This window comes from Streptomyces sp. NPDC087263 (genome assembly GCF_044744645.1).
In the GTDB taxonomy this organism is placed as follows: domain Bacteria; phylum Actinomycetota; class Actinomycetes; order Streptomycetales; family Streptomycetaceae; genus Streptomyces.
The window spans coordinates 649,022-672,503 of sequence record NZ_JBIUYT010000004.1; the positions used below are offsets into that span (position 1 = coordinate 649,022).

A 23,482-nucleotide genomic window follows, 5' to 3' on the forward strand; every position below is an offset into this window, starting at 1 on the left:
CACTCCGGATAGGGCCGAAATGGCTGGTCGACACTCCGGGCGGCAGGAATGGCGGTAGTCGGGTTACCGTTCGAGTGGCCGTTGCGGGCTTTTCCCGTTTGACACGGGGGCGGGATGTACCGTCACACTCCGCAGCGTCAGCACCATCCGACCCCCGGGAGCAAGGCCTGGGGAGATTCCCCGCGTCGACCGGAGAGAAGAGCGAAGTTGTCCCCGACCAGCGACACCGCACACGGCGGCCGCCGACTCGTCATCGTCGAGTCGCCTGCCAAGGCGAAGACGATCAAGGGCTATCTCGGCCCCGGCTATGTCGTCGAAGCGAGCGTCGGGCACATCCGTGACCTTCCCAACGGCGCCGCGGAGGTGCCGGAGGAGTACACCGGCGAGGTGCGCCGCCTCGGCGTGGACGTCGACAACGACTTCCAGCCGATCTACGTGGTCAACGCTGACAAGAAGGCCCAGGTCAAGAAGCTCAAGGACCTGCTGAAGGACTCCGACGAACTCTTCCTCGCCACCGATGAGGACCGCGAGGGTGAGGCCATCGCGTGGCACCTCCTCGAAGTCCTGAAGCCCAAGGTCCCGGTCCACCGGATGGTCTTCCACGAGATCACCAAGGACGCGATCCGCAGCGCCGTCGCCAACCCGCGCGAGCTCAACCAGCGCATGGTCGACGCCCAGGAGACCCGCCGCATCCTCGACCGTCTCTACGGCTACGAGGTCTCGCCGGTCCTGTGGAAGAAGGTCATGCCGCGGCTGTCGGCGGGCCGTGTGCAATCCGTGGCGACCCGTCTCGTCGTCGAGCGGGAGCGCGAGCGCATCGCCTTCCGTTCCGCCGAGTACTGGGACCTGACGGGCACTTTCGGCACCGGCCGCACCGGGGACGCGTCCGACCCCTCGCAGCTGGTCGCCCGCCTCTCGGCCGTCGACGGCAAGCGCGTCGCCCAGGGCCGCGACTTCGACTCGCTCGGCCAGATCAAGGGCGCCAACACGCTCCACCTGGACGAGACGAACGCCCGTGCGCTCGCCGCCGCCCTGGAGAACACCAACTTCGCGGTCCGCTCGGTCGAGTCAAAGCCGTACCGCCGCTCGCCCTACGCCCCCTTCCGTACGACGACGCTCCAGCAGGAGGCCTCGCGCAAGCTCGGCTTCGGCGCGAAGGCCACCATGCAGGTGGCGCAGAAGCTGTACGAGAACGGCTTCATCACCTACATGCGTACGGACTCCACGACCCTGTCCGAGACGGCGATCTCCGCCGCTCGTACGCAGGTCACGCAGCTCTACGGCGCCAACTACCTGCCGGACAAGCCGCGGACGTACGCCGGGAAGGTCAAGAACGCGCAGGAGGCGCACGAGGCGATCCGCCCGTCGGGTGATCGTTTCCGCACTCCGGCCGAGACGGGCCTGACGGGCGACCAGTTCAGGCTGTACGAGCTGATCTGGAAGCGGACCGTCGCCTCCCAGATGAAGGACGCGGTCGGCAACTCCGTCACCGTCAAGATCGCGGGCAGGTCCGCCGACGGCCGCGACGCCGAGTTCAGCGCGTCCGGCAAGACGATCACCTTCCACGGCTTCCTGAAGGCGTACGTCGAGGGCGCGGACGACCCGAACGCCGAACTGGACGACCGCGAGAGCCGGCTGCCGCAGGTGGCCGAGGGCGACCCGCTGTCCGCCGAGGAGCTCACGGTCGACGGGCACGCCACCAAGCCCCCGGCCCGCTACACCGAGGCCAGCCTGGTCAAGGAGCTCGAAGAGCGCGAGATCGGCCGCCCGTCGACGTACGCGTCGATCATCGGCACCATCCTCGACCGCGGCTACGTCTTCAAGAAGGGCACGGCTCTCGTGCCGTCCTTCCTGAGCTTCGCCGTGGTCAACCTGCTGGAGAAGCACTTCGGGCGGCTCGTCGACTACGACTTCACCGCCAAGATGGAGGACGACCTCGACCGCATCGCGCGGGGCGAGGCGCAGTCCATTCCGTGGCTGCGGCGGTTCTACTTCGGCGAGGGCGACGCGCGGGGTGCCGCCGAGGCCGGGAACGGCGACGGCGACCACCTCGGCGGCCTCAAGGAGCTCGTCACCGACCTGGGCGCCATCGACGCCCGCGAGGTGTCGTCCTTCCCCATCGGCAACGACATCATGCTGCGCGTCGGGCGCTACGGCCCGTACGCCGAGCGCGGTGAGAAGGACTCCGAGAACCACCAGCGCGCGGACGTCCCCGAGGATCTCCCGCCCGACGAGCTGACGGTCGAACTCGCCGAGGAGCTGCTCGCCAAGCCGAGCGGCGACTTCGAGCTCGGTGCCGACCCGGTGACGGGTCACCAGGTCATCGCTCGCGACGGCCGCTACGGCCCGTACGTCACCGAGGTGCTCCCCGAGGGCACCCCGAAGACGGGCAAGAACGCCGTCAAGCCGCGTACGGCCTCGCTGTTCAAGTCGATGTCGCTCGACACGGTGACGCTGGACGACGCACTGAAGCTGATGTCGCTGCCGCGGGTGGTGGGCAAGGACGCCGAGGGCGTGGAGATCACCGCGCAGAACGGCCGCTACGGGCCGTACCTGAAGAAGGGCACGGACTCGCGGTCCCTCACCGCCGAGGACCAGCTTTTCAGCATCACGCTCGAAGAGGCGCTGGAGATCTACTCCCAGCCCAAGCAGCGCGGTCGTGCGGCCGCCAAGCCGCCGCTGAAGGAGCTGGGCGCGGACCCGGTCAGCGGGCAGCCCGTCGTCGTCAAGGACGGCCGTTTCGGGCCGTACGTGACCGACGGCGAGACCAACGCGACCCTGCGGTCCGACGACAGCGTCGAGGAGATCACCCCGGAGCGCGGCTTCGAGCTGCTCGCCGAGAAGCGCGCCAAGTCGCCGGCCAAGAAGACCGCGAAGAAGGCTCCCGCCAAGAAAACGGCCACCAAGAAGGCCCCTGCCAAGAAAACCGCTGCCAAGAAGACGACGACTTCGAAGACGGCTGCCAAGAAGGCACCCGCCAAGAAGGCCGTCGCCAAGAAGACGGCGGCTTCGGAGGGCTAGCAGGTGGCGGGAGCCCGGTGCCTTCCTGGCAACCGTCCTTCGTGTGTCTGACGCGTGTGCGCCCCTACACCTTCTGGTGTGGGGGCGTCCGTATGTTCGGCCTCCCCTTCGGGGAGTCAGTGGGTCCGGATAGGCTGTCAGGATGACGCGAGCCGAGCAGCCAACGGCCCACAATCCGGCCCCCGACGACGCCCTGGTCGCAGATTCCCGGGAGCGCGCCGTGCGCGCTCTGCTGCGCCAGCCGCAGCTGAAACGGCTGTGGAGCGCCCAGCTCGTGGGAGGTGTCGGTGACGCCCTGGCCCTGCTGGTCCTGGTCGTCCTGGCCTTGCAGGCGGCGATCTCCGAGGGTTCCTTCGGCGGTGGCTACCGCGGAGTCGCCCTCGCGGTGGCGGCCGTCCTTGGGACACGCGTTCTCGCGACGGTGCTCTTCGGAGCCGTCCTCCTGGGTCCGCTCACCTCGTTGACGTCCCATGAAGGGCTGCTCGACCGGCGCTGGACCATGGTCGGGGCGGACGGTCTGCGGGCCGCGCTCCTGATCGTCGCGCCCCTGTGGATCGACTGGACGCCGGACGACGCGCTCGCCGCCATACTCGTCGTCGCCTTCGTGACCGGTGTCGCCGAGCGGTTCTGGACGGTGTGCCGGGAGAGCGCGGCGCCCGCGCTGCTGCCCGCGCCGCCGCTGGAGGGTGCCACGGTGCGCCCGCTGCCGGACCACATGGACGCCCTGCGGCGCCTGTCGCTGCGTACGGCATTCCTGGCGGTGCCGATCGCGGCCGCCGCCCTCGTCGTCGTGTCCCTCGTCAACAACCTGCTCGGTACCGGAATCGCCTGGTTCGGCCAGCACCAGGCGGCGCTGGCCTCGTACGTCGCCGCAGGGCTGTTCGCCGCCTCGCTGTCCGTGCTCACCTTCCTCGAACTGCCCGACGCACGCACCCCGCGCGCGCGGTCGCCGCTGGAGGGCCTGCGCCGCCCCCGGACGGGCACGGCCGTCGACACGGGCCGTACGGGTGCGATTCCGCTGCTGGTCCTGGCCTGCGCCGCCGTCGCCGCGGCGATCGCGGCCGCCGTCGCCGTCTCCGTGCTGCACGCCAAGGACCTGGGCGGCGGACCGGTGACGTACGGGCTGCTGGTGCTGGGGCTGACCGGCGGTGTCGTCATCGGCATCCGTGCGGCCTCTTCCGTGCTGCCGACGCTGTCGCGGCGGAGGCTGCTCGCGCTGGCGATCGCCTTCACCGGCGTCGCGCTGCTGGCTGCCGGGCTGGTCCCGGATGTCACCACCGTCCTGGTGCTCGTCGGCCTCGCGGGCATCGGCGCGGGCGTCGCGGCCAACACCGGGCACGCGCTGCTCGACCAGGAGGCCGAGGACTACCGGCGGGCGCGGACGACCGAGCATCTGCACGCGGTCGTACGACTGTTCGTGGCACTCGGCGCGCTGGTGGCACCCCTGGTGGCCGCCGCGATCGGTCCGCACCGCCTGGAGAGCGGCAAGTTCGTGTTCGCGCACGGGGGCGCCGCCTTCACGCTGATGCTGGTCGGCGCGCTGCTGCTGCCGGTCGCCGCGCTGGTGCTCGCCAAGGCCGACGACCGCTCCGGAGTGCCGTTGCGGCACGACCTGCGGGACGCGCTGCGGGGCGGCGACGATCCGGTGCAGGCACCGGCCGTCTCCGGGTTCTTCATCGCCCTGGAGGGCGGTGACGGGGCCGGGAAGTCGACCCAGGCGGAGGCGCTCGCCGAGTGGATCCGTGCCAAGGGCCACGAGGTCGTGGTGACCCGGGAGCCGGGAGCGACCCCGGTCGGCAAGCGGCTGCGGTCGATCCTGCTGGACGTGTCGTCGGCCGGTCTCTCGAACCGGGCGGAGGCGCTGCTGTACGCCGCCGACCGCGCGGAGCACGTCGACACGGTGGTGCGGCCCGCGTTGGAGCGGGGCGCCGTCGTCATCTCGGACCGGTACATCGACTCCTCGGTGGCGTACCAGGGAGCCGGGCGTGATCTGTCGCCGACCGAGATCGCGCGGATCTCGCGGTGGGCCACGGACGGGCTGGTCCCGCATCTGACGGTGCTCCTTGATGTCTCGCCGGAAGCGGCGCGTGAGCGGTTCACGGAGGCGCCGGACCGGCTGGAGTCCGAGCCGGCCGAGTTCCACGCGCGCGTGCGGTCCGGTTTCCTGACGCTCGCCGCCGCCGACCCGGGGCGGTACCTCGTCGTCGACGCCGCGCAGGAGCCGGAGGCGGTCACCACCGTCGTCCGGCACCGGCTCGACGTGATGCTGCCCCTCTCCGAGGCCGAGGTGAAGGCCCAGGAGGAGGCCCGCAAGGCGGCCGAGGAAGAGGCCCGGCGGAAGGCCGAGGAGGAGGCCGCGCGCAAGGCCGAGGAGGAGCGTCAGGAGCGCGAGCGCCAGGAGCAGCTTGCCCGCCTGCGCGCGGAAGAAGAGGAGCGCAAGCAGCGCGAGCTGGAGGAGGCCCAGCGACGCGAGGCCGAGCGCCAGGCGGAGGAGGCCCGCCAGCGTGCCGAGGAGGCCCGCCGCCGTGCCGAGGCGGAGCAGGCCCGCAAGCTCGCGGAGGACCAGGCGCGGGCCGTGGAGCAGGAGCGTCTGCGCAAGCTGGCCGCCGAGGAGGCGCGGCTGCGCGCCGAGGCGGAGGAGCGCCGGCTGGAGAAGCAGCGGAAGGCCGAGGAGGCCTTGCTGCGGGCGGAGGAGGCTCGGAGGGGGGCGGAGGAAGCGGCGGCTGCTTCGGCTGCGGCGGAGGCTGCCGCGTTGGCTGAGGCTGCGGAGACCGCCGGGTCGGCTTCGGCCTCGGCTGGGGCTGGGGCTTCTGGGGCGGCTGGGGGTTCCGGTTCGGCTTCGGACTCGTCGGCTGCTGCTTCGACTTCGCCCTGGCCTTCGCCCTCGGACTCGTCTTCGTCATCGTCTTCGCCTTCATCTGCGGCTCCGGCTCCGACTGCGGCTCCGTCTTCGTCCTTGGCGGATAGCGAGACGACCGTGCCTACGCCGGTTGTGGCGCCGCCGGGCGGGTCGGCTGGCGCGGTGGATGACACGGCGGTGCTGCGGCCGGTGCGGGCTGATGAGGGTCCGGGCGGTGCGCGGTCCGACTCCGGGGCGGGTGGCCGTTCCGGGGCCCGGTCCGGTTCCGGGGCGGAAACTCGCTCTGGCTCCCGGCCCGGCTCTGGGGCAGAGACGCGTGGTGGCTCCGGGGCAGAGACGCGTGCTGGTTCCCGGTTCGATGCCGAGGAGACGGCCAAGCTGCCGCAGCCGCCTGCGCCTGAGAGGGATGCGGACGAGACGGCCGTACTGCCGCCGGTCACTCCGGGCGCGGCGGACGAGACGGCGGTACTGCCGCTGGTGGCCCCGGGTGCGGCCGATGAGACGGCCGTGCTGCCGCCGGTTCGGGACGCGGGTGCGGGTGCGGGTGGCAGTTCCACGGGTGATCCTGCGGGTCGGGTGCCTCCGGGCTACTTCCGGGACGAGCGTCCGGCGCAGACGCAGCCGTCCGACGAGTCCACGGACCGTACGCGCGAACTGCCCCAGGTCGATGCCGAGGGCACTCCGCGTCGACGCCCTCGCCCCGACTGGGCGGAGGAGACCCCGCTCGACGATCTCCCGACGCTGGCGGACGAACTGCTGGGCCCGCGTGAGCGCGATGACGACGAATGGGACGAGGAGCGGGGGAAGGGCGGCCGTCGCCGTTGAAATCGGGCGGCCGCCGGTGCTGAAATCCGGCGGTCGCCACCGTTCGTCCTCGGCCCGGGGACCCGTTGTCAGTGGCGACCCGCACAATGGACGCGGTAGGGCGAAGTACGACGGAAGGGCGGTGCCCCATGCCCGTATGGGACGACCTGGTGGGCCAGGAGAAGGTGAGCGAACAGCTCGCCGCCGCTGCGCGCGACGCCGACACCCTTGTCACGGCGATCGCCTCGGGCACCCCGCCGCCCGAGGCGTCCAAGATGACGCACGCCTGGCTGTTCACGGGTCCGCCCGGCTCGGGCCGCTCCACGGCGGCGCGGGCGTTCGCGGCCGCGCTCCAGTGCGTGAGCCCCGACCGCGCGCTGGGCGGCATCCCCGGCTGCGGGTTCTGCGACGGCTGCCACACCAGCCTGATCGGCACCCACGCCGATGTGCAGATCGTCCGCACCGACATGCTCTCCATCGGTGTGAAGGAGACCCGCGACCTGGTCCGGCGCGCGCAGCTGTCCCCGGCGACCGGCCGCTGGCAGGTCATCGTTCTGGAGGACGCGGACCGTCTCACGGAGGGCGCGGGAAACGTTCTGTTGAAGGCCGTGGAGGAACCGGCTCCCCGTACGGTCTGGCTCCTGTGCGCCCCGTCCATCGAGGACGTCCTGCCCACCATCCGCTCCCGCTGCCGCCTCCTCATCCTGCGTACCCCGCCCGTGGACGCGGTTGCCGACATCCTGGTACGGCGTGACGGCATCGAGCCCGGCGTGGCAGCGGTGGCCGCCCGCGCGACGCAGGGCCACATCGGGCGGGCCAGTCGCCTTGCCACGGACCAGCGCGCCCGCGAGCGGCGGGCGGCCGTCCTCAAACTCCCTCTTCGGGTCGACGACATCGGCGGCTGTCTCAAGGCGGCCCAGGAGCTGATCGACACGGCGTCCGAGGACGCCAAGCAGCTTGCCGAGGAAGTCGACGTCAAGGAGACCGAGGAGATGAAGGCGGCCCTCGGTGCGGCCCAGGGCGGTCGCATGCCCCGCGGTACGGCGGGTGTCATGAAGGAGCTGGAGGACAACCAGAAGCGCCGAAGAACGCGGACGCAGCGCGACGCACTGGACCTGGCCCTGATCGACCTCACCGGGTTCTACCGCGACGTCCTCGCCCTCCAGTTCGGCTCCCGCGTGGCCCTGGCCAACACGGAGGCCGAGGACACCCTGGAGCGGCTGGCCCGCGGCAGCTCACCGGAGGCGACCCTGCGCCGCATCGACGCGATCGCCGGCTGCCGCGAGGCCCTCGACCGCAATGTGGCCCCGCTGCTCGCGGTGGAGGCGATGACGATGGCGCTGCGGGCGGGCTGACGGGGTGGGGCTTCTGAGCCCTTGGGGCTCGGGGCTTCTGAGTCGGGCTACCGGCTTTCCGGGCTACCGGCTTTCCGGGCTACCGGCTTTCCGGGCTTCCGGGTTTCTGAGCCTCCGGGTTTCCGGGCCTCCGGGTTTCTGAGTCAGGCTCCGGGCCTCCGGGGTTTCTGAGTCGGCTTCGGCTCTCCGTACCTCCTCCTCTCCGTACCTCCGAGTGCCTCCGGCGTGGTCCGGGTGGCCGGTGATGCCCTCCTGGCCTGCGTGACCAGTTGACCGTGTCACTCGTACGAGCCCCATTGGCAACTGATGGTGATCAATTGATCGCGCAAGGTTACGCTCGCGGGATGTACATCAGGCGCACTCCTCGGTCGGCCCCGTCCGGCCGGCCGATCAGTTCCCCTAGGCAGTCCGGTACACCGTCCCGGACCCTCCGTGTGAGCGGCGTGCTGCTGGCCGCCACCGCGTTGCTCGTGTCGGCCTGTTCCTCGGGGAGTTCGACCACGGCGGGGGCGGCGGACGCGGTGCTGGCCGCGCTGCCCAGTTCCACGCCGTCGACGCTCGCGCCGTACTACGGGCAGAAGCTCACCTGGCGTACCTGCGGTGTGCCCGGCTTCGAGTGCGCCACGATGAAGGCGCCGCTCGACTACGCGAAGCCGGCCTCGGGCGACATCAGGCTGGCCGTCTCCCGCAAGAAGGCCACGGGCCCGGGGAAGCGCCTGGGTTCGCTGCTGGTCAACCCGGGCGGGCCGGGCGGCTCGGCGGTCGGCTATCTCCAAGCGTACGCCGGGATCGGCTACCCGGCGGAGGTCCGCGCCCGCTACGACATGGTCGCCGTCGACCCGCGCGGCGTGGCCCGCAGCGAGCCGGTGGAGTGTCTCACCGGCCGTGAGATGGACACGTACACGCAAACGGACAACACACCGGACGACGAGAAGGAGACGGACCAACTGGTCGACGCCTACAAGCAGTTCGCCGAGGGGTGCGGGCAGCGCTCGGCCGAACTGCTGAGGCACGTCTCCACGGTGGAGACGGCCCGGGACATGGACGTGCTGCGGGCCGTGCTGGGCGACAAGAAGCTGACGTACGTCGGGGCGTCGTACGGAACGTTCCTCGGGGCGACGTACGCCGGGCTCTTTCCCGACCGGGTGGGGCGGCTGGTTCTGGACGGTGCGATGGATCCGTCGCTCAGCGCCCGCGAGCTGACCGAGGGGCAGACGGCGGGTTTCGAAACGGCCTTCCAGTCGTTCGCGAAGGACTGCGTACGCCAGAGCGACTGCCCGCTGGGCGGCGCGGGCACCAGCGCGGACCAGGTCGGCAAGAACCTCAAGGCCTTCTTCCAGCAGCTCGACGCGGACCCGATCCCGGCGGGCGACGCGGACGGTCGTGAGCTGGGCGAGGCGCTCGCGACGACGGGCGTGATCGCGGCGATGTACGACGAGGCGGCCTGGCCGCAGCTGCGCGAGGCTCTCACCTCGGCGATGAAGGAGAAGGACGGCGCGGGTCTGCTCTCCCTCTCCGACAGTTACTACGAGCGCGACGCCGACGGCAGGTACGCGAACCTGATGTACGCCAACGCGGCCGTGAACTGCCTTGACCTCCCGGCCGCCTTCTCCCGCCCCGACCAGGTGGAGACCGCCCTCCCCTCCTTCGAGAAGGCGTCACCCGTCTTCGGGGAGGGCCTGGCCTGGGCCTCCCTGAACTGTGCGTACTGGCCGGTGAAACCGACCGGCGAACCCCATCGCATCGAGGCGAAGGGCGCCGCCCCGATCCTCGTGGTCGGCACCACCCGCGACCCGGCGACCCCGTACCCCTGGGCCCAGGCCCTCGCCTCCCAGCTCTCCTCCGCCACCCTCCTCACCTACGTCGGTGACGGCCACACCGCCTACGGCCGCGGCAGCGATTGCATCGACTCCACGATCGACCGCTACCTCCTCCAGGGCACCCCCTCCGCCAAGGGAAAGCGCTGCTCATAGCCCTGCCGCACGCCCCGGAAGTGACCCCCCGGGGCGTGTTCTGAGCACCCACGGAAACTGTGTAGACTTACCGGCGTTGCTGATCGCACCATGGTGCGGACGGCGCGCCGCCTTAGCTCAGATGGCCAGAGCAACGCACTCGTAATGCGTAGGTCTCGGGTTCGAATCCCGAAGGCGGCTCTGAGGAACCCCAGGACTCACTCGCCGTGACCTGGGGTTTCTTGTTTCAGGTGACCTTGGAGTCGATGCAAATCGGGTGACGGTGGTCTGTGCATCGTAATGCGTAGGTCGGAGATACCGTTTCCGTGACGGCACCCAGGTGCTGAGCCCACCTGACCTGGGGTTTTACGTGTTCCGTCTGCAGCTGCCGGCACATCTGAACGGTCTCCGGTGGACGAGCGGTGGACAGTCGTGCAGCGGGCGTGCAGTCCTGCGCGGATCCCGACGGGGAATGCTGGCCCCTTGGCTCATGGCGGCACCGCTATCCGTGGTCCGACGCTCTCGTAGGCATCCGACAATGATGGTGCCCTGCACCTTTCGCGACGCGTACACCGCCATGGGCCGCCGACGCCCGCTGGGCTGGTAGGGACCGGACGGCACGACCCGGCTGGTGGTGGCTACAGTTGGTCCTGCCGCGCTGCCGGACAAGGCCACCTAGAGCACGGCTTGGTCGGGCGGTCATGCCTGCTATTTGAAGTGCTGGGTGAGGTGCTCGAAGGTGGTTCAGGCCCGGGGGCGTCCCCTGGGATGTAGCGGTGTAGGGCTGAGAGGCGGGTCCGGCAGGGGCGCGGTCGATGGTGCCGGCCCTGTCGCTGCCGACTGTGAACGCGACGGGAATGGGCGGGGCTTCGAAGGACATCGAAACTGTGGGGTCGCGGCGGGCCCCAGGCCCGCTTCCTCCTCGAACGGAACCCCTTCAGCTTCGGACCAACAACAGGCGCAGGTGGAATTCGGCCATTGTCGTGGATGAGGCGTGGGGTCAGCCTGCTGTGACGCCATCTGCGATCGACGTCGCCGCGCAGGCTCCGGATGAGCCGTCGGCTTGCAGAGCTCGACCCGCCCTGGCCCTCAAGCTGCCCCAGATTTGCCGGAAGTTGAGGAGGCAGCCGACTGCCGCGCCGGCTTCGGTAGCGGCTGGCCGCTGCGGCCGGTTCCTTCGTTCGTGCCGTGGCGGAAGGTACACAACGCGCCACCACGCGTGAGCAGCTGCCTCGAAACTCCTTGACGGTGGATGGTCAATTCGAGTTGGCTCATGCGACTTGTGGTGAAACTGTGACTCTGGGGTGGGGACTGTGGAGTTGGGGCGGGGGCGGCGTGTGTGTGCCGTGAAGAAGAGGCGTGCGGGCAGATGTACCGCGGCGATGGCCGTGATCGCGGCCGCGCTGACGGTTTCGGCACTGTTGGTTCCCGTGGCGCATGGGGTGCCCGTCGGCGTGACGGAAGCGCTGCCGGAGGATCAGCAGGCGTTGGTGAAGGCCACGGAGACCGGTGAGCGGGTCGAGGTCGTCGGTGAGCGCACCGAGTACGCGACCGTCTACGCCAACCCTGATGGTTCGTCACTGACCCTTGAACAGTCCGTGGCTCCGGTGAGGGTCAAAGATCGGGACGGGAACTGGGTGAAGCCGGATCCCTCTCTTGAGTTCCGGTCGGACGGCACGGCCGGCCCGAAGGCCGCCGCCGTCGACCTGACGTTTTCTGGGGGCGGAGAAGACGCCCCCCTGGTGCGTGTTGCGCGTGAGGGCCGGTCGATCGCCCTCGGTTGGCCAGGACAGCTGCCGAAGCCGGTACTGGAGGGCGCCAGTGCCGTATACGCGGAGGTGCTTCAAGGTGTTGACCTGCGCATGACGGCGACGGCTGAGGGGTTCCGGGAACTGCTCGTGGTCAAGACGCCGGAGGCAGCGGTCAGTCCGGACCTGAAGCGGATCGAGTTCTCGCTCTCCTACGCCAGGTTGAAGCTCTCCGAGACGCAGGCGGGGGGTCTGTCGGCCACCGACGCCAATGCCACCGAAGTCTTCACTGTTCCCGCTGCCCGGATGTGGGATTCCGCGGGGCAGGAGCCGCAGGCGACGGTCACCTCTGCCGTCTTCACCGGGGCGTCCGAGGCCGATCCGAATCTGCGGAACGATCCGGATGACGGGCCCGGACCTGGCGATGCGCAGGTGGAGCTGCCGGTGCAGATCGAGGACGGCGCGTTGGCCGTCGTACCGGACGTCGACATGCTCAACGAGACCGACAGCTCGGACTTCCCCCTCTACATCGACCCGACCCTGACGTGGGGTGAAAACGAGCGCACGCTGCTGCGTTCGGACGGCTACGAGGACTACGCCTGGGGAAACGGGGAGGACGATCAGGGCAAGGGCGTCGGTGAGTGCGGCACCTGGAACGGCTACTACTGCGGACCGGGCTACGTCCAGCGGCTCTACTTCGAGTTCTCGCCGGCCAGCCTCAAGGGCAAGCACGTCCTGGACGCGACGTTCCGCATCACGGAGCCCTGGGCGTTCCAGTGCGATCCCCGGCAGGTCGACCTGGTCCGCACCAACCCCATCTCCTCCTCGACGACCTGGACCGGCCGTCCCAAGGAACTGGACTGGATGGTGGACGTGAACGTCTCCGCCGGTCGAGGATCGGCATGTGACCCCGACCAGCCGGTAGCGCCGATCAACTTCAACGACAACCCGGCGGAGACGAACGAGAACCTCACCCCCACCGTGCGGGACTTCGCCGCGGGCAAGTTCGCGCGGCTCGCGCTGGAGCTGCGGGCCCACAACGAGAGTGACACCAGCGCCTGGAAGCGGTTCCGCAACGACGCGTCTCTGGTCGTGGACTACGTCGGTCTGCCCGCCAAGCCCACCGGAATCGGCATCAAGGTGGGGGACGCCAGGGTGTGCGAGACGGACTCCGCCGACCCCGCCATCGTCGACAGCCCCAAGCCGACCATGATGGCCACCCCGCAGACCGTCTCGGGAGGCGAGTCAAGCGCCATGCTCAGGGGTGCGATGGCGATCGAGAAGAAGGCCACGGACAGCACGTGGTCGGATGCCTTCCCCACCCTGGAGCGGCCGACGACCGGGCACGTAGGGGACAACGTGCCGGTGTCGACCACCACGCCGATCGCATTGTCGGAAAACGTCCTGTACCGCTACCGGGCATGGACGCGCTCGTACTACCACAACTACGCGGATTGGCTCGCCGGGCCGTCGAACGCGGCGACCATGGACTGGTGCTACTTCAAGATCGATACGAGTGCCCCGAAGGCACCGCAGATCACCATCGGCACGCCCTATACGGCCTGCACCAGCACGAGCTGCCTGTCCAAGGGCGGGCCCGGCCAGGGAGCGGTCTTCACCTTCGCCCCGTCATCGGGCGACACCAACGCCTCGTACGTGTACAAGGAAGACAGCCAGACCAAGTGGTCGTCCCTCATCAAGGGCTCGACCGTCAAGCCCACGATAATTCCCCAGGAGCCGGGGACGTACCGGCTGTGGGTGCGGGCGACGGACGGTCTGGGCCGCCCGGGGGCCATCGGCCAGGTCGAGTTCCTCGTCGCCGAGGGCGATGGGCCGGTGGGTCGCTGGCACTTCGACGAGGATTCGGGGCAGGCCGTCGATTCCTCGACCACCAACGCGGCCGACCAGGACAACGCCACCCTGACCACTGGCGCCGAGCGTGACAACCGGGGCCGTCGGGGCGAGATCTGGTACGCCGACGACGGCACCCCGCTCGACCAGCCGAAGGTCGACAAGGGCATCAGCATGAACGGCACCGCCGGTTACGCCGCCACGACGAGCACGGTCCTGGAGACACGTTCCTCCTACACCGTCGCCGCCTGGGTGAGAGTGTCGCCCACGGCCACCAAGACCGTCACGGTGCTCAGTCAGGCGACAACGGCCAGCCCGTGGAGCGTCAAGTACAGCCCGTTCTACATCTCGTACTCGGCGGGTGGAGCGAAGACCTGGAGCATGCGGATGCTGTCCACCACCCAGGTCGGCGGCTCCTTCACGCAGGAGATCAAGGCCCAGCACCCCACCCCGGTGGGGGCCTGGACCCATGTGGCGGGCGTCTTCGACTCCACGGCCGACACCATCAGCCTCTACGTGAACGGGCTGCTCCAGGGCAGAACCGCCGTGGGTGCCGCGTGGAGGGCGGACGGTGGCCTGCAGATCGGTCGCACCCTCTACGCCGACACGTACACCGACCACCTCAACGGCTCGGTCGACGAAGTGGCCGTCTGGCAGACCGCGTTGACGGACAAGCTGATCGCCACCGAGGCCAAGTCCGCGTCAAGCAGGTCCGGCTTCGAGGACCTGGAGATGGTCGCGTCCTGGAATCCGGCGGCCGCGAGCGGCCGCACGCTCGCCGACACCGAGTCGGGCTACGACGGGTCGTTGACCCTGCAGGGCGGGGCAGCGCTCGACGCGTCGGAGATCGTGCTGGACGGCGGTGACGGCGCCGCCGTCACCGCCGGGCCAGTCGTGGACGAGAGCGGCTCCTTCACCGCCACCACCCGGGTCGAACTGAACAAGGACGAGATCTTCAAGAAGCCCGACGGTTACACCGCGCAGGTGCTCGGTCAGCGCACCGCCGACGGGTCGTCATGGGGGCTGTGGTTCCACCTCACCAACAGAGAGACGGTCTTCGATCCGGAGACCGAGACCGAGGTGACCCGGCCAGTCGGGTACTGGAGGTTCGGTCGTCTGTCGGCGGGCGGCACCTTCACGGCCGTCAGCTCCGCGACGGCCGCGGCCCTGGACTCACCGGTGCGGCTGACCGGGGTGTACGACGCCCTGGGCGACACCGGTCCTGCCATCCGGCTCTACGTCGGCTACACCCAGAACGACGCCGACAAGAGCTACACCGCTCTCGCCGGATCAGGGGACCTGGCCGTCGGCAAGGGCTTCAGCGCCACGGCGTGGAGCCACTTCCTGCCGGCCCGGATCAGCGACATCCGCATCTGGGCGGGTGCGGCCGGCAGCTCCGAGCAACTGGAGACCGTACTGGGCGACTAGGGCGGGCGCCGTACCCGGAGGCGGGACCGCTCCGGGCACGGCGCCACGCTCAGGACGTCCGAGATTTCCTTCGTGTGCACTGCCGAGACAGACGCGTACGCACGGCCGACCGGTCGAGTGTCAGGTGCGCGACATAAGTTCCGTGCGTTCGTGTGGGGGTTGGGTCATGAGTTCCGGTCTGCAGGCTTCCTGGATGACACAGACGCTGACGAGCGGGTTCCCGAGTCGGTGGCGTGCTCGACGGCGTGACGGCGGCCGTCGGGGCTGTATGGTCACAGCCGTACTCGCGTTGGCGTTGAGCGTGCCCGTCGGACTGGCGCCCGTGGCACAGGCCGACGAGCCCGGGCCGGGCGTCCCGGCCGCGGCGGAGCAGCGGGTGAGCAAGGTCCGAGCGATCGATACACCGCAGGCCAAGAGTGCCCGCGAGCGGGTCGCGACGGCCGAGAAACGCAATGACGCGCAGGCCGCGAGCGCCGCGGCCGCGCGGCAGACGTCCTGGCCCAAAGGCGGACGCGCCACCGTCGATCTGACCGCCGGAGCGTCGGACAGGCAGAGCGGCGCGGCCAACCCCGGCGGACTGCCCGTGACCATCCGCCCCACAGGCAAAACCGCGGCGGTCGGAAAGGCCCACATCCAGGTCCTGGACCAAAAGGTCGCGCAGACCGCCGGAGTGCGCGGAGTGGTCTTCACCGTGCGCACCGACAGCCCGGGCACGGCGAAGGTCGACGTCGACTACCAGGCGTTCGCCTCCGCCTACGGTGGCGGCTGGTCCGAACGCCTGCGCCTCGTTCAGTTGCCGTCCTGTGCGCTGACGACCCCGGAGTTCGATCGGTGCCGCACACAGACTCCGCTCGGCTCCCGCAACAGCGCCACAGACCAGACGGTCTCCGCGACTGTGCGGGTGCTCGCCGCACCGACGTCCAAGACGGTTCTGCTGGCCGTGACGGCGGCCGCCGCGGAAGTGCCCACGGGCGCAGGCGACTACAGCGCCACACCTCTGTCCGCCTCGTCCGCCTGGGAAGCCGGCGGCTCCTCCGGCTCCTTCACCTGGTCGTACCCCGTCGACCCGGCCAGGCCCACGGCTGGCCCGACGCCCTCGCTGTCCCTGTCGTACGACTCGGGAAGCACGGACGGACTCAACGCATCCACCAACAACCAGGGCAGCACTCTCGGCGAGGGTTTCCAGTCGGCGGCGCAGTCTTATGTGGAACGCCAGTACGGCGGTTGCGAGGAGGACGGCCACGATAAGCAGTACGACCTGTGCTGGAAGTACGACAACGCCACGCTTGTCCTCAACGGCAAGGCCACCGAGTTGGTCAAGGACGACACCACTGGCAGGTGGCGGCTGAAGAACGACGACGCCTCCGTCGTCCTGCAGGGCACCGGCGCCACCAATGGCGACGACAACGGCGAGCACTGGACCGTCATCACCGGTGACGGCACCAAGTACGTCTTCGGACTCGACAAGCTCCCCGGCGCCGACACCCAGCGCACCAACTCCGTGTGGAGCGTCCCGGTGTTCGGTGACGACTCCGGCGAGCCCGGCTACACCAAGGGAGACGCGTTCGCCGACCGCTGGCTCACTCAGGCCTGGCGCTGGAACCTCGACTATGTCGAGGACACCCACGGCAACGTCATGACCTACTGGTACACAGCCGAGGACAACCAGTACCGCAAGAACAAGGCGACGACGGCCAACACCAAGTACACGCGCTCCGGTTACTTGACCAAGATCCTCTACGGGCAGCGGGCCGGCGCCCTGTTCACGGCCGACGCCCCGTGGAAGGTCGACCTCGCCTACAAGGAACGATGCACCGCCGCGGACTGTTCGGAACTGACCGAAAGCACGGCCAAGAACTGGCCCGATGTGCCCTTCGACGCCATCTGCTCCTCGGGCGAGAGCGACGCCGACTGCCCGGGCGAGAGCCCCACGTTCTTCACACGCAAGCGCCTGGCCCAGATCGAGACGTCTGTCCTCACGGGTACGGACTACTTGAAACTCGACACCTGGGCCCTGTCCCAGCGCTTCCTCGCCAACGGTGACATCGCCAACAGCACCGACCAGAGCCTGGTCCTGGAGAGCATCCGGCACACGGGCCAGGTCGGCACGCCCATCAAGCTCGACCCGGTGACCTTCACCTACCAGATGCGGCCCAACCGCGTGGCCGGCGGCACCCAGCCCGGTGGTGGCAGCATCCTGCCGTTGAACCGTCCCCGCATCGAGACCGTCACCTCCGAGACCGGGGCGATCACCACCGTCTCCCTGAACGAGCCCGAATGTGTCCGCGGTTCGAACATGCCGACCGCCGAGGACACCAACACCAAGTCCTGCTACCCGCAGTACTGGAACATCAACGGGGCCACCGAGGCCTCACTGGACTGGTTCCACAAGTACCGCGTGCTGGCAGTCAACACGGCCGACCCGGTCGGCACCAACGACCTCGTCGAGTACGCCTACTCGTACGAGGGTCCGGCCTGGCACTACAACGACAGCCCCTTCGTGCCAGACGACGAACGCACCTGGTCGATCTGGCGCGGTTACCAGAAGGTCACGGTGTACACCGGCGCCCTCGACCGCACCCGGTCCAAGACGGTCACCACCTACATGCAGGGCATGAACGGGGACCGCAAGAAGGATGGCACCACCCGCTCCGCCACCGTGCCCGGCATTGATCCGCCCGGCCTGAACGTCCCCGACCTTGCCGACTCCGAGCCGTACGCGGGCTTCACCCGCCAACAGCTCGTCTACGACGGCGACATCGCGGTCAGCGCAACGGTCAACGACCCGTGGACGTCCAGAACCGCCACCCAGCACAAGTCGTACGCCGATGTCGAGGCCTACTACCTGCGCACCGGCAAGACGTCCACCCACACGCACCTCACGGTCACTGGCACCTGGCGCACCGCCACCACCTCGACCAGCCACGACTCGTACGGCATGCCGACGAAGGTCGACAGCACCGGCGACACCGCCAAGACCGGCGACGAGACCTGCACTCGCACCTGGTACGCGCGTAACGACGACGGGACCAAGGACACCAAGGGCATCACCAGCCTCGCCTCCCGCACCCGGACGGTCTCCCGCACCTGCGCCACCGCGGAAGCCTCGCTGTCCCTGCCCGCGAACGCCGACACCAACGGCGATCTGGTGTCCGATACAGCGACCGTCTACGACAACCCCAACACCACCGCTTGGTCCGCGTCCCAGACTCCGACGAAGGGCGAAGCAGCCTGGACGGGCCGGGCGAGCGCCTACCCCACGACCGCGACGAACGGCGAGCGGTTCCCCACCAGTTGGCAGCGCACCGCCACGACGACCTTCGACACCCTCGGCCGTCCCGCGACGGTCACCGACGCCGCCGGCAACCTCACCCGCAGCGACTACACGCCGACGGGCGCCGGCGCCCTCACCAAGACCGTCGTCACCGTCCCCAAGACCCAGAAGACCACCACGTTCTACGACGGCCAGCGCGGTCTGCCGCTGCGCACCTATGACCCGAACAACAAGAAGACCCAGCAGACCTACGACGCGCTCGGCCGCCTGACCGGTGTGTGGATGCCCAACCGCAGCAAGGACGGCGGCCAGAGCGCCAACACGACGTACACATACACCCTCGAACGCGGCAAGGCGCCCTCCATCGCCACCTCGACGATCAAGTCCTCGGACACGGTCAGCACCAGCTACGAGATCTTCGACGCGACACTCCGGCCGCTGCAGAAGCAGATCCCCACCCCGCAGGGCGGCCGTCTGCTCACCGACACCCGCTACGACTCCCGCGGCCTGGCCTACGAGACCCACGCCGACATCTTCGACAACACCACCAATCCCAACAGCACCTACACGCGGGCCATGTACGGCGAGAGTCCCAAGCAGACCAACACCGAATACGACGGAGCCGGTCGCGCCACCACCAGCACCTTCCGGGTCTACGGCATCCAGAAGTGGTCCATCACGACCACGTACACTGGCAACTCCACTGCCGCGACTGCCGCCGACGGCGGCCAGGCCCTGCGCACCATTACCGACGCCCTCGGCCGCACCGTCGAGCGCCGCGAGTACGCCGGCACCTCTCCTGCCGACCCCGACTTCGCGGGCACCGGTCCCGGCACCCCGTACACCCGCACCGCCTTCGGCTACACCGCGGATGGCAGGAAGAGCACCGTCACCGGGCCGGACAACGCCCAGTGGTCCTACACCTATGACCTGTTCGGCCGCGAGACCTCGGCCATCGACCCGGACAAGGGCACGACCACCACCCGCTACACCGCCCTCGACCAGATCGACTGGACCAAGGACTCCAGCGGTCATCACCTGCTGTACGGCTACGACGTACTCGGCCGGAAGACCGACCTGTGGTCGAAGGAACGCTCCGACGGCACGAAGCTCGCCCACTGGGACTACGACACGCTTGCCAAGGGCAAGCTCGACGCCTCCATCCGCTACGACGGCGGCGCCACTGGCAAGGCCTACACCAGCCGGGTCCTGGCCTATGACGATCTCTACCGGGCGACGAAGACCGAGCTCACCCTCGACACCGAGGACTCCCTCGTGGCCTCGGGCGTCGTCGCCCCCAGCTACACCACCGAACAGGCCTACAACCTCGACGGCACCCTGAACTCGGCCACCGAGCCTGCCGCCGGAGGCCTGGCCGAGGAGACCGTCGAATTCGGCTACACCACGACCGGGCAGGTCAGTTCGGTCTCCGGTACGAGTGGTTACCTGCTGTCCGCCGGCTACTCCTCACTCGGCCAGGCCGAACGCCTCGTCGTGGGAGTCTCCGCCGCCGCCGACGCCAAGAGGACGTACATAGACAACCACTTCGAGGAGGGCACCGACCGCCTCACCCGCTCCCTGGTCACCACTCCGGCGACCTCCCCCTACAAGCCGCAGGACCTGGCTTACACGTACGACGACGCCGGCAACGTCATCAAGATCGCAGACACCCCGAACGCGGACACCGGCCTGAGCGTCGACACTCAGTGCTTCACCTACGACGGCTATCGTCGCCTGACCGCGGCCTGGACCCCCGCCGCCGGCGACTGTGCCAACACGACGGCAGTTCTCGGCGGCCCCGCCCCCTACCGCAGCACATACGGCTACAACAGCTCCGGTCTGCGAACCACCGAGACCTTGCAGTCCGCGGGAACCACCACCAGCCGCACCTACTGCTACAACAAGCCCGAGCAGCCGCACACGCTCACCGCCACGGTGACCGGCAGCACCTGCACCAGCGCGCCCGTCCAGTACGAGTACGACACCGCCGGAAACACCACCAAGCGCCCGGGCCAGAGCCTGACCTGGAACCCGGAAGGTCGCCTCGACAGCGTCACCGAAGGCACCCAGAAGACCGGCTACCTCTACGACGACGACGGCACCCTGCTCATCCGGCGGGCAGAAGGCGGCGGTGAGAGCGTCCTCTACCTCGGAGCGACGGAGATCCACAGCAAGGCGAGCGGTACCACCACCAAGACCTGGGCCACGCGCTCCTACAGCGCCGGGGGGACCGTCATCGCCGTGCGGAGCAACGAGACCGGCAGTCAGAAGGTGTCCTTCCTCGCCTCCGACGCGCACGGCACCTCCACGATCGTGCTGGACGCCACCACCCAGGCCGTCACCAGGCGGTACTTCACCCCGTTCGGAACCGAGCGCGGCACGGGAGCCACCGGTTGGCCCGACGACAAGGCCTTCCTCGGCAAGCCCGCCGACAAGGCCACCGACCTCACCCATATCGGAGCCCGCGAGTACGACTCCCTCATCGGCCGATTCCTGAGCGTCGACCCGCTCCTGGAAACCGACAAGCCGCAGTCCCTCAACGGCTATACCTACGCCGAGAACAACCCGGTCACCTGGGCCGACCCGTCCGGCCGGGGCTCCATCAAGTGCGGAGGGCCCGGAAACCCGCCCTGCTCCCCGGAGGTGATCGCCTCGGAGGAGACCACAGCTCCGCCCTTCACCCCGACCGGTAACACCAAGACCAACTCGGGAACCAGCGCCACGAGCAGCAGTGGCAACACCTGTGACGCGGCCTGCCTCGCCGCCTTCTACTTCAGGCAGTGGCAGGTCATCAAGATGCAGCGGGAGCGCGCCGCACTCATCGCCTGGCGCATGGGACTCGGAGCCGCCTACCAGAACCCGGGGATCTTCGAACATATGCCGGGCAAGGACTGCAAGCAGAAATGCCTCGCAAAGCTCTCCGATCTGAAGGCGGACTATTTTGACCAGATGTCAGGTCCGGACACCCCGACGGAGGAGACGAAGCACCTGGATGACGTCGTCGGCGATGTGCTCTCCGGCATCGACAGCGTCAACAGCAAGGTGGAAAGCTGGGCCGTCGGCACGTTCTACTACCAGCTCGCCAAGTCGACCGGTGCGAAGTGCGGGGCGACGAAGGACATGATCGTGTGCCAGACGTCGCTGCCGATATACGGCAGAGGCGGCACGACCGTAGGACACACATACGTCACGGGTACCGACCCGGACTATGTCAGCAAGGAACGGCTCAAGCACGAAAGGGTGCACACCGAACAGTGGGACGAGTACGGCGCGGACTTCGGACCCAGGTACTTCAGTGAAGGCGTGGACCCATGCCAAAACAAGTACGAGAAAGAGGCCGGTTGGAAGGACGGTGGGTACCCATGCTGATCGGGAAGCGGGCGGCTAGTGCGGCCATCGGAGCTGTCGGCCTCCTGCTGATGTCGGCATGCACCTATCCAGGGCCCAATCCGCCGGAGTTCGGCTACAACACGACGGGAAGCGGTGACATCGTCATCGCGTACCCGCTGTGCCCTGGGTACACGGTATCCGGCGCTTCGGTCTACGTTCGTGCTGACAGTGACGGGGGGAATTTCGACTTCAGGACTCTGTGGCAGGCCGTCGGTCCTGCCTCGAAGGCCGCCGAATCCGGGCTATTCACCGTAGGGACGTCGGCAAGCTTCCAGACCGTGAAGCTTCCGTTGAAGGGAGACCTGCCCAACGGTTTCTACGTCGAAGTTGGCGAGACGTTCCAGGGTCGGGAAGCTGACGGCAGGGACGGCTGGATCGACTTGAAGCACCTGACGTCCGCGCATCTCAAGAGCGGTGAATTCATGACAAGTAAGGGGAAAGTAATGACGCGGGATCAAATATCCGCCCAACTGACCTGTAGCAGCACCAGCTCGACAGGGTAGGCGTCTCGACAGGGTTGGTTCTCGGGAGCGATCGCGCGCAGGGAGCAGAGTCGGGACTGCAGGGACCAACTGAACTGCGGGAATTTTTCAACGAGCGCCTCGGCGCTCTGCCGCCGACCAGCGAAGCAACCCCGCCCCGGCCACCGACCGCCTTCCAGGGCTTCCTGGACCGGCGCGAGATTCCTCGACTGAAGTCCTGGCGGGCCGTCAGCGGCTGACCTCGACGACGGCAAGATCCCCGACGGAGTCAAGTTAAGGCGAGGCCTACCTGGAGAGCATCCGCGGATACCCCTGGAGGGCGGCCTGTAGAGGTCCGACAGTGACCTCCGCTCGCTTCTCCGGCCGGTCGGCAGCATTGCCGGCGGCCCAGCGACAGTCTCGTCGGCGGGCTGGTGAGAACCCCACCGGTGGACAGCCGGTGGACAGACGCCTTTGGACGGTGCATCACGGGGTGGCACGGACTAACCTGCCGCACACCCTCTGATCAGGCAGAACGTCACTGGGTAGCACGACGAGGCACCACTCGACACGATCACTCACGGTCTCGTAATGCGTAGGTCTCGGGTTCGAATCCCGAGGGCGGCTCTGTAGAAGCCCCAGGATTCTCACTCGCCGTGACCTGGGGCTTTTGCTTTTTCTTGACTTCTAAGCTGGCGGAGCGCTGGGCCGGGAGCAGACCGGGCAGGGCGTCGATGACATCCCCAAGAACGCCGGCCTGGTAGTCGCCCCAGCTGCGTTCGACGAAGACCTGTGCCTGATCCGGCTGAGGCAACTGCCGCTCCGCCGTACGACCGAACAGCAGCTTGGAGAGACGCCGGGGGCTCGTCAGCGCATCGCGGACGGCTGACACGTCGTCCATGTGTTTCTCATCGTCCTCCAGGAGGACGGGCTGACCCATCAAGTCGCCGAGCGGGACCCGCAGTGCACGGGCGAGTTCGGTGAGCTTGTCGATCCTTGGCGGCTTGCGCACACCTCGCTCGATCTTCGGCAGCCAGTCGGTGCTGTGCCCGACGAGCCCGGCGAGCACAGGCTGCGTATAGCCCCGGCGCTCGCGGTAGAACGCGATCCGCTCTCCGACGCTGAGGTGATCCCCAGGACCACGCATGCGCGCTGCCTCCCCGACGGTTGGTCCGTCATCCACGTTAGCGGTCGGGCAGGACCGCGAGATCGGGGAGCGATTCGGGTTGCCGTGCCGTGCTCAACATCCGCTATCGGGCCCAGAATGGGCCGGACACTCTGTCCGGCTACACCAACGAGTCCACGAGCAGTCAGACCGTTGCACGTCCGCGGACAGGT

General features: G+C 68.8%; 8 protein-coding genes and 1 tRNA gene. 8 read left to right on the forward strand and 1 reads right to left on the reverse strand.

What is annotated here, in order from left to right:
- Nucleotides 1-207 precede the first annotated feature (207 nt).
- The 8 genes from topA (at nt 208) to ACIPC1_RS16385 (ending at nt 22,186) form a co-directional block, all read left to right on the forward strand.
- The gene (gene topA / locus ACIPC1_RS16350; protein WP_402517366.1) at nt 208-3,021 is read left to right on the forward strand and encodes a type I DNA topoisomerase; all 2,814 of its coding nucleotides are present in this window, start codon (nt 208-210) and stop codon (nt 3,019-3,021) included.
- Nucleotides 3,022-3,163: 142 nt separating this feature from the next.
- Nucleotides 3,164-6,706, forward strand: a complete 3,543-nt coding sequence (tmk, locus tag ACIPC1_RS16355) for a dTMP kinase (RefSeq protein ID WP_402517369.1) — start codon at nt 3,164-3,166, stop codon at nt 6,704-6,706.
- Nucleotides 6,707-6,834: 128 nt separating this feature from the next.
- The gene (locus ACIPC1_RS16360; RefSeq protein WP_402517371.1) at nt 6,835-8,040 is read left to right on the forward strand and encodes a DNA polymerase III subunit delta'; all 1,206 of its coding nucleotides are present in this window, start codon (nt 6,835-6,837) and stop codon (nt 8,038-8,040) included.
- A gap of 344 nt (nt 8,041-8,384) precedes the next feature.
- Nucleotides 8,385-10,013 carry an alpha/beta hydrolase gene (locus tag ACIPC1_RS16365; protein WP_402517372.1) on the forward strand — a complete coding sequence of 543 codons (1,629 nt, stop codon included), beginning with the start codon at nt 8,385-8,387 and terminating at the stop codon, nt 10,011-10,013.
- A 106-nt stretch (nt 10,014-10,119) separates the two neighbouring features.
- Nucleotides 10,120-10,193: transfer RNA gene (locus tag ACIPC1_RS16370), tRNA-Thr, on the forward strand.
- Between the two features lie 1,181 nt (nt 10,194-11,374).
- Nucleotides 11,375-15,019, forward strand: a complete 3,645-nt coding sequence (locus ACIPC1_RS16375; RefSeq protein WP_402517373.1) for a LamG domain-containing protein — start codon at nt 11,375-11,377, stop codon at nt 15,017-15,019.
- Between the two features lie 268 nt (nt 15,020-15,287).
- The gene (locus ACIPC1_RS16380; RefSeq protein ID WP_402517375.1) at nt 15,288-21,662 is read left to right on the forward strand and encodes an RHS repeat-associated core domain-containing protein; all 6,375 of its coding nucleotides are present in this window, start codon (nt 15,288-15,290) and stop codon (nt 21,660-21,662) included.
- Nucleotides 21,656-22,186, forward strand: a complete 531-nt coding sequence (locus ACIPC1_RS16385; RefSeq protein ID WP_402517377.1) for a hypothetical protein — start codon at nt 21,656-21,658, stop codon at nt 22,184-22,186. Before ACIPC1_RS16380 ends, ACIPC1_RS16385 begins: the two co-directional genes overlap by 7 nt.
- Nucleotides 22,187-22,718: 532 nt before the next feature.
- Here ACIPC1_RS16385 and ACIPC1_RS16390 read toward each other — a convergent pair.
- Nucleotides 22,719-23,291 carry a helix-turn-helix domain-containing protein gene (locus ACIPC1_RS16390; protein WP_402517378.1) on the reverse strand — a complete coding sequence of 191 codons (573 nt, stop codon included), beginning with the start codon at nt 23,289-23,291 and terminating at the stop codon, nt 22,719-22,721.
- Nucleotides 23,292-23,482: the final 191 nt, after the last annotated feature.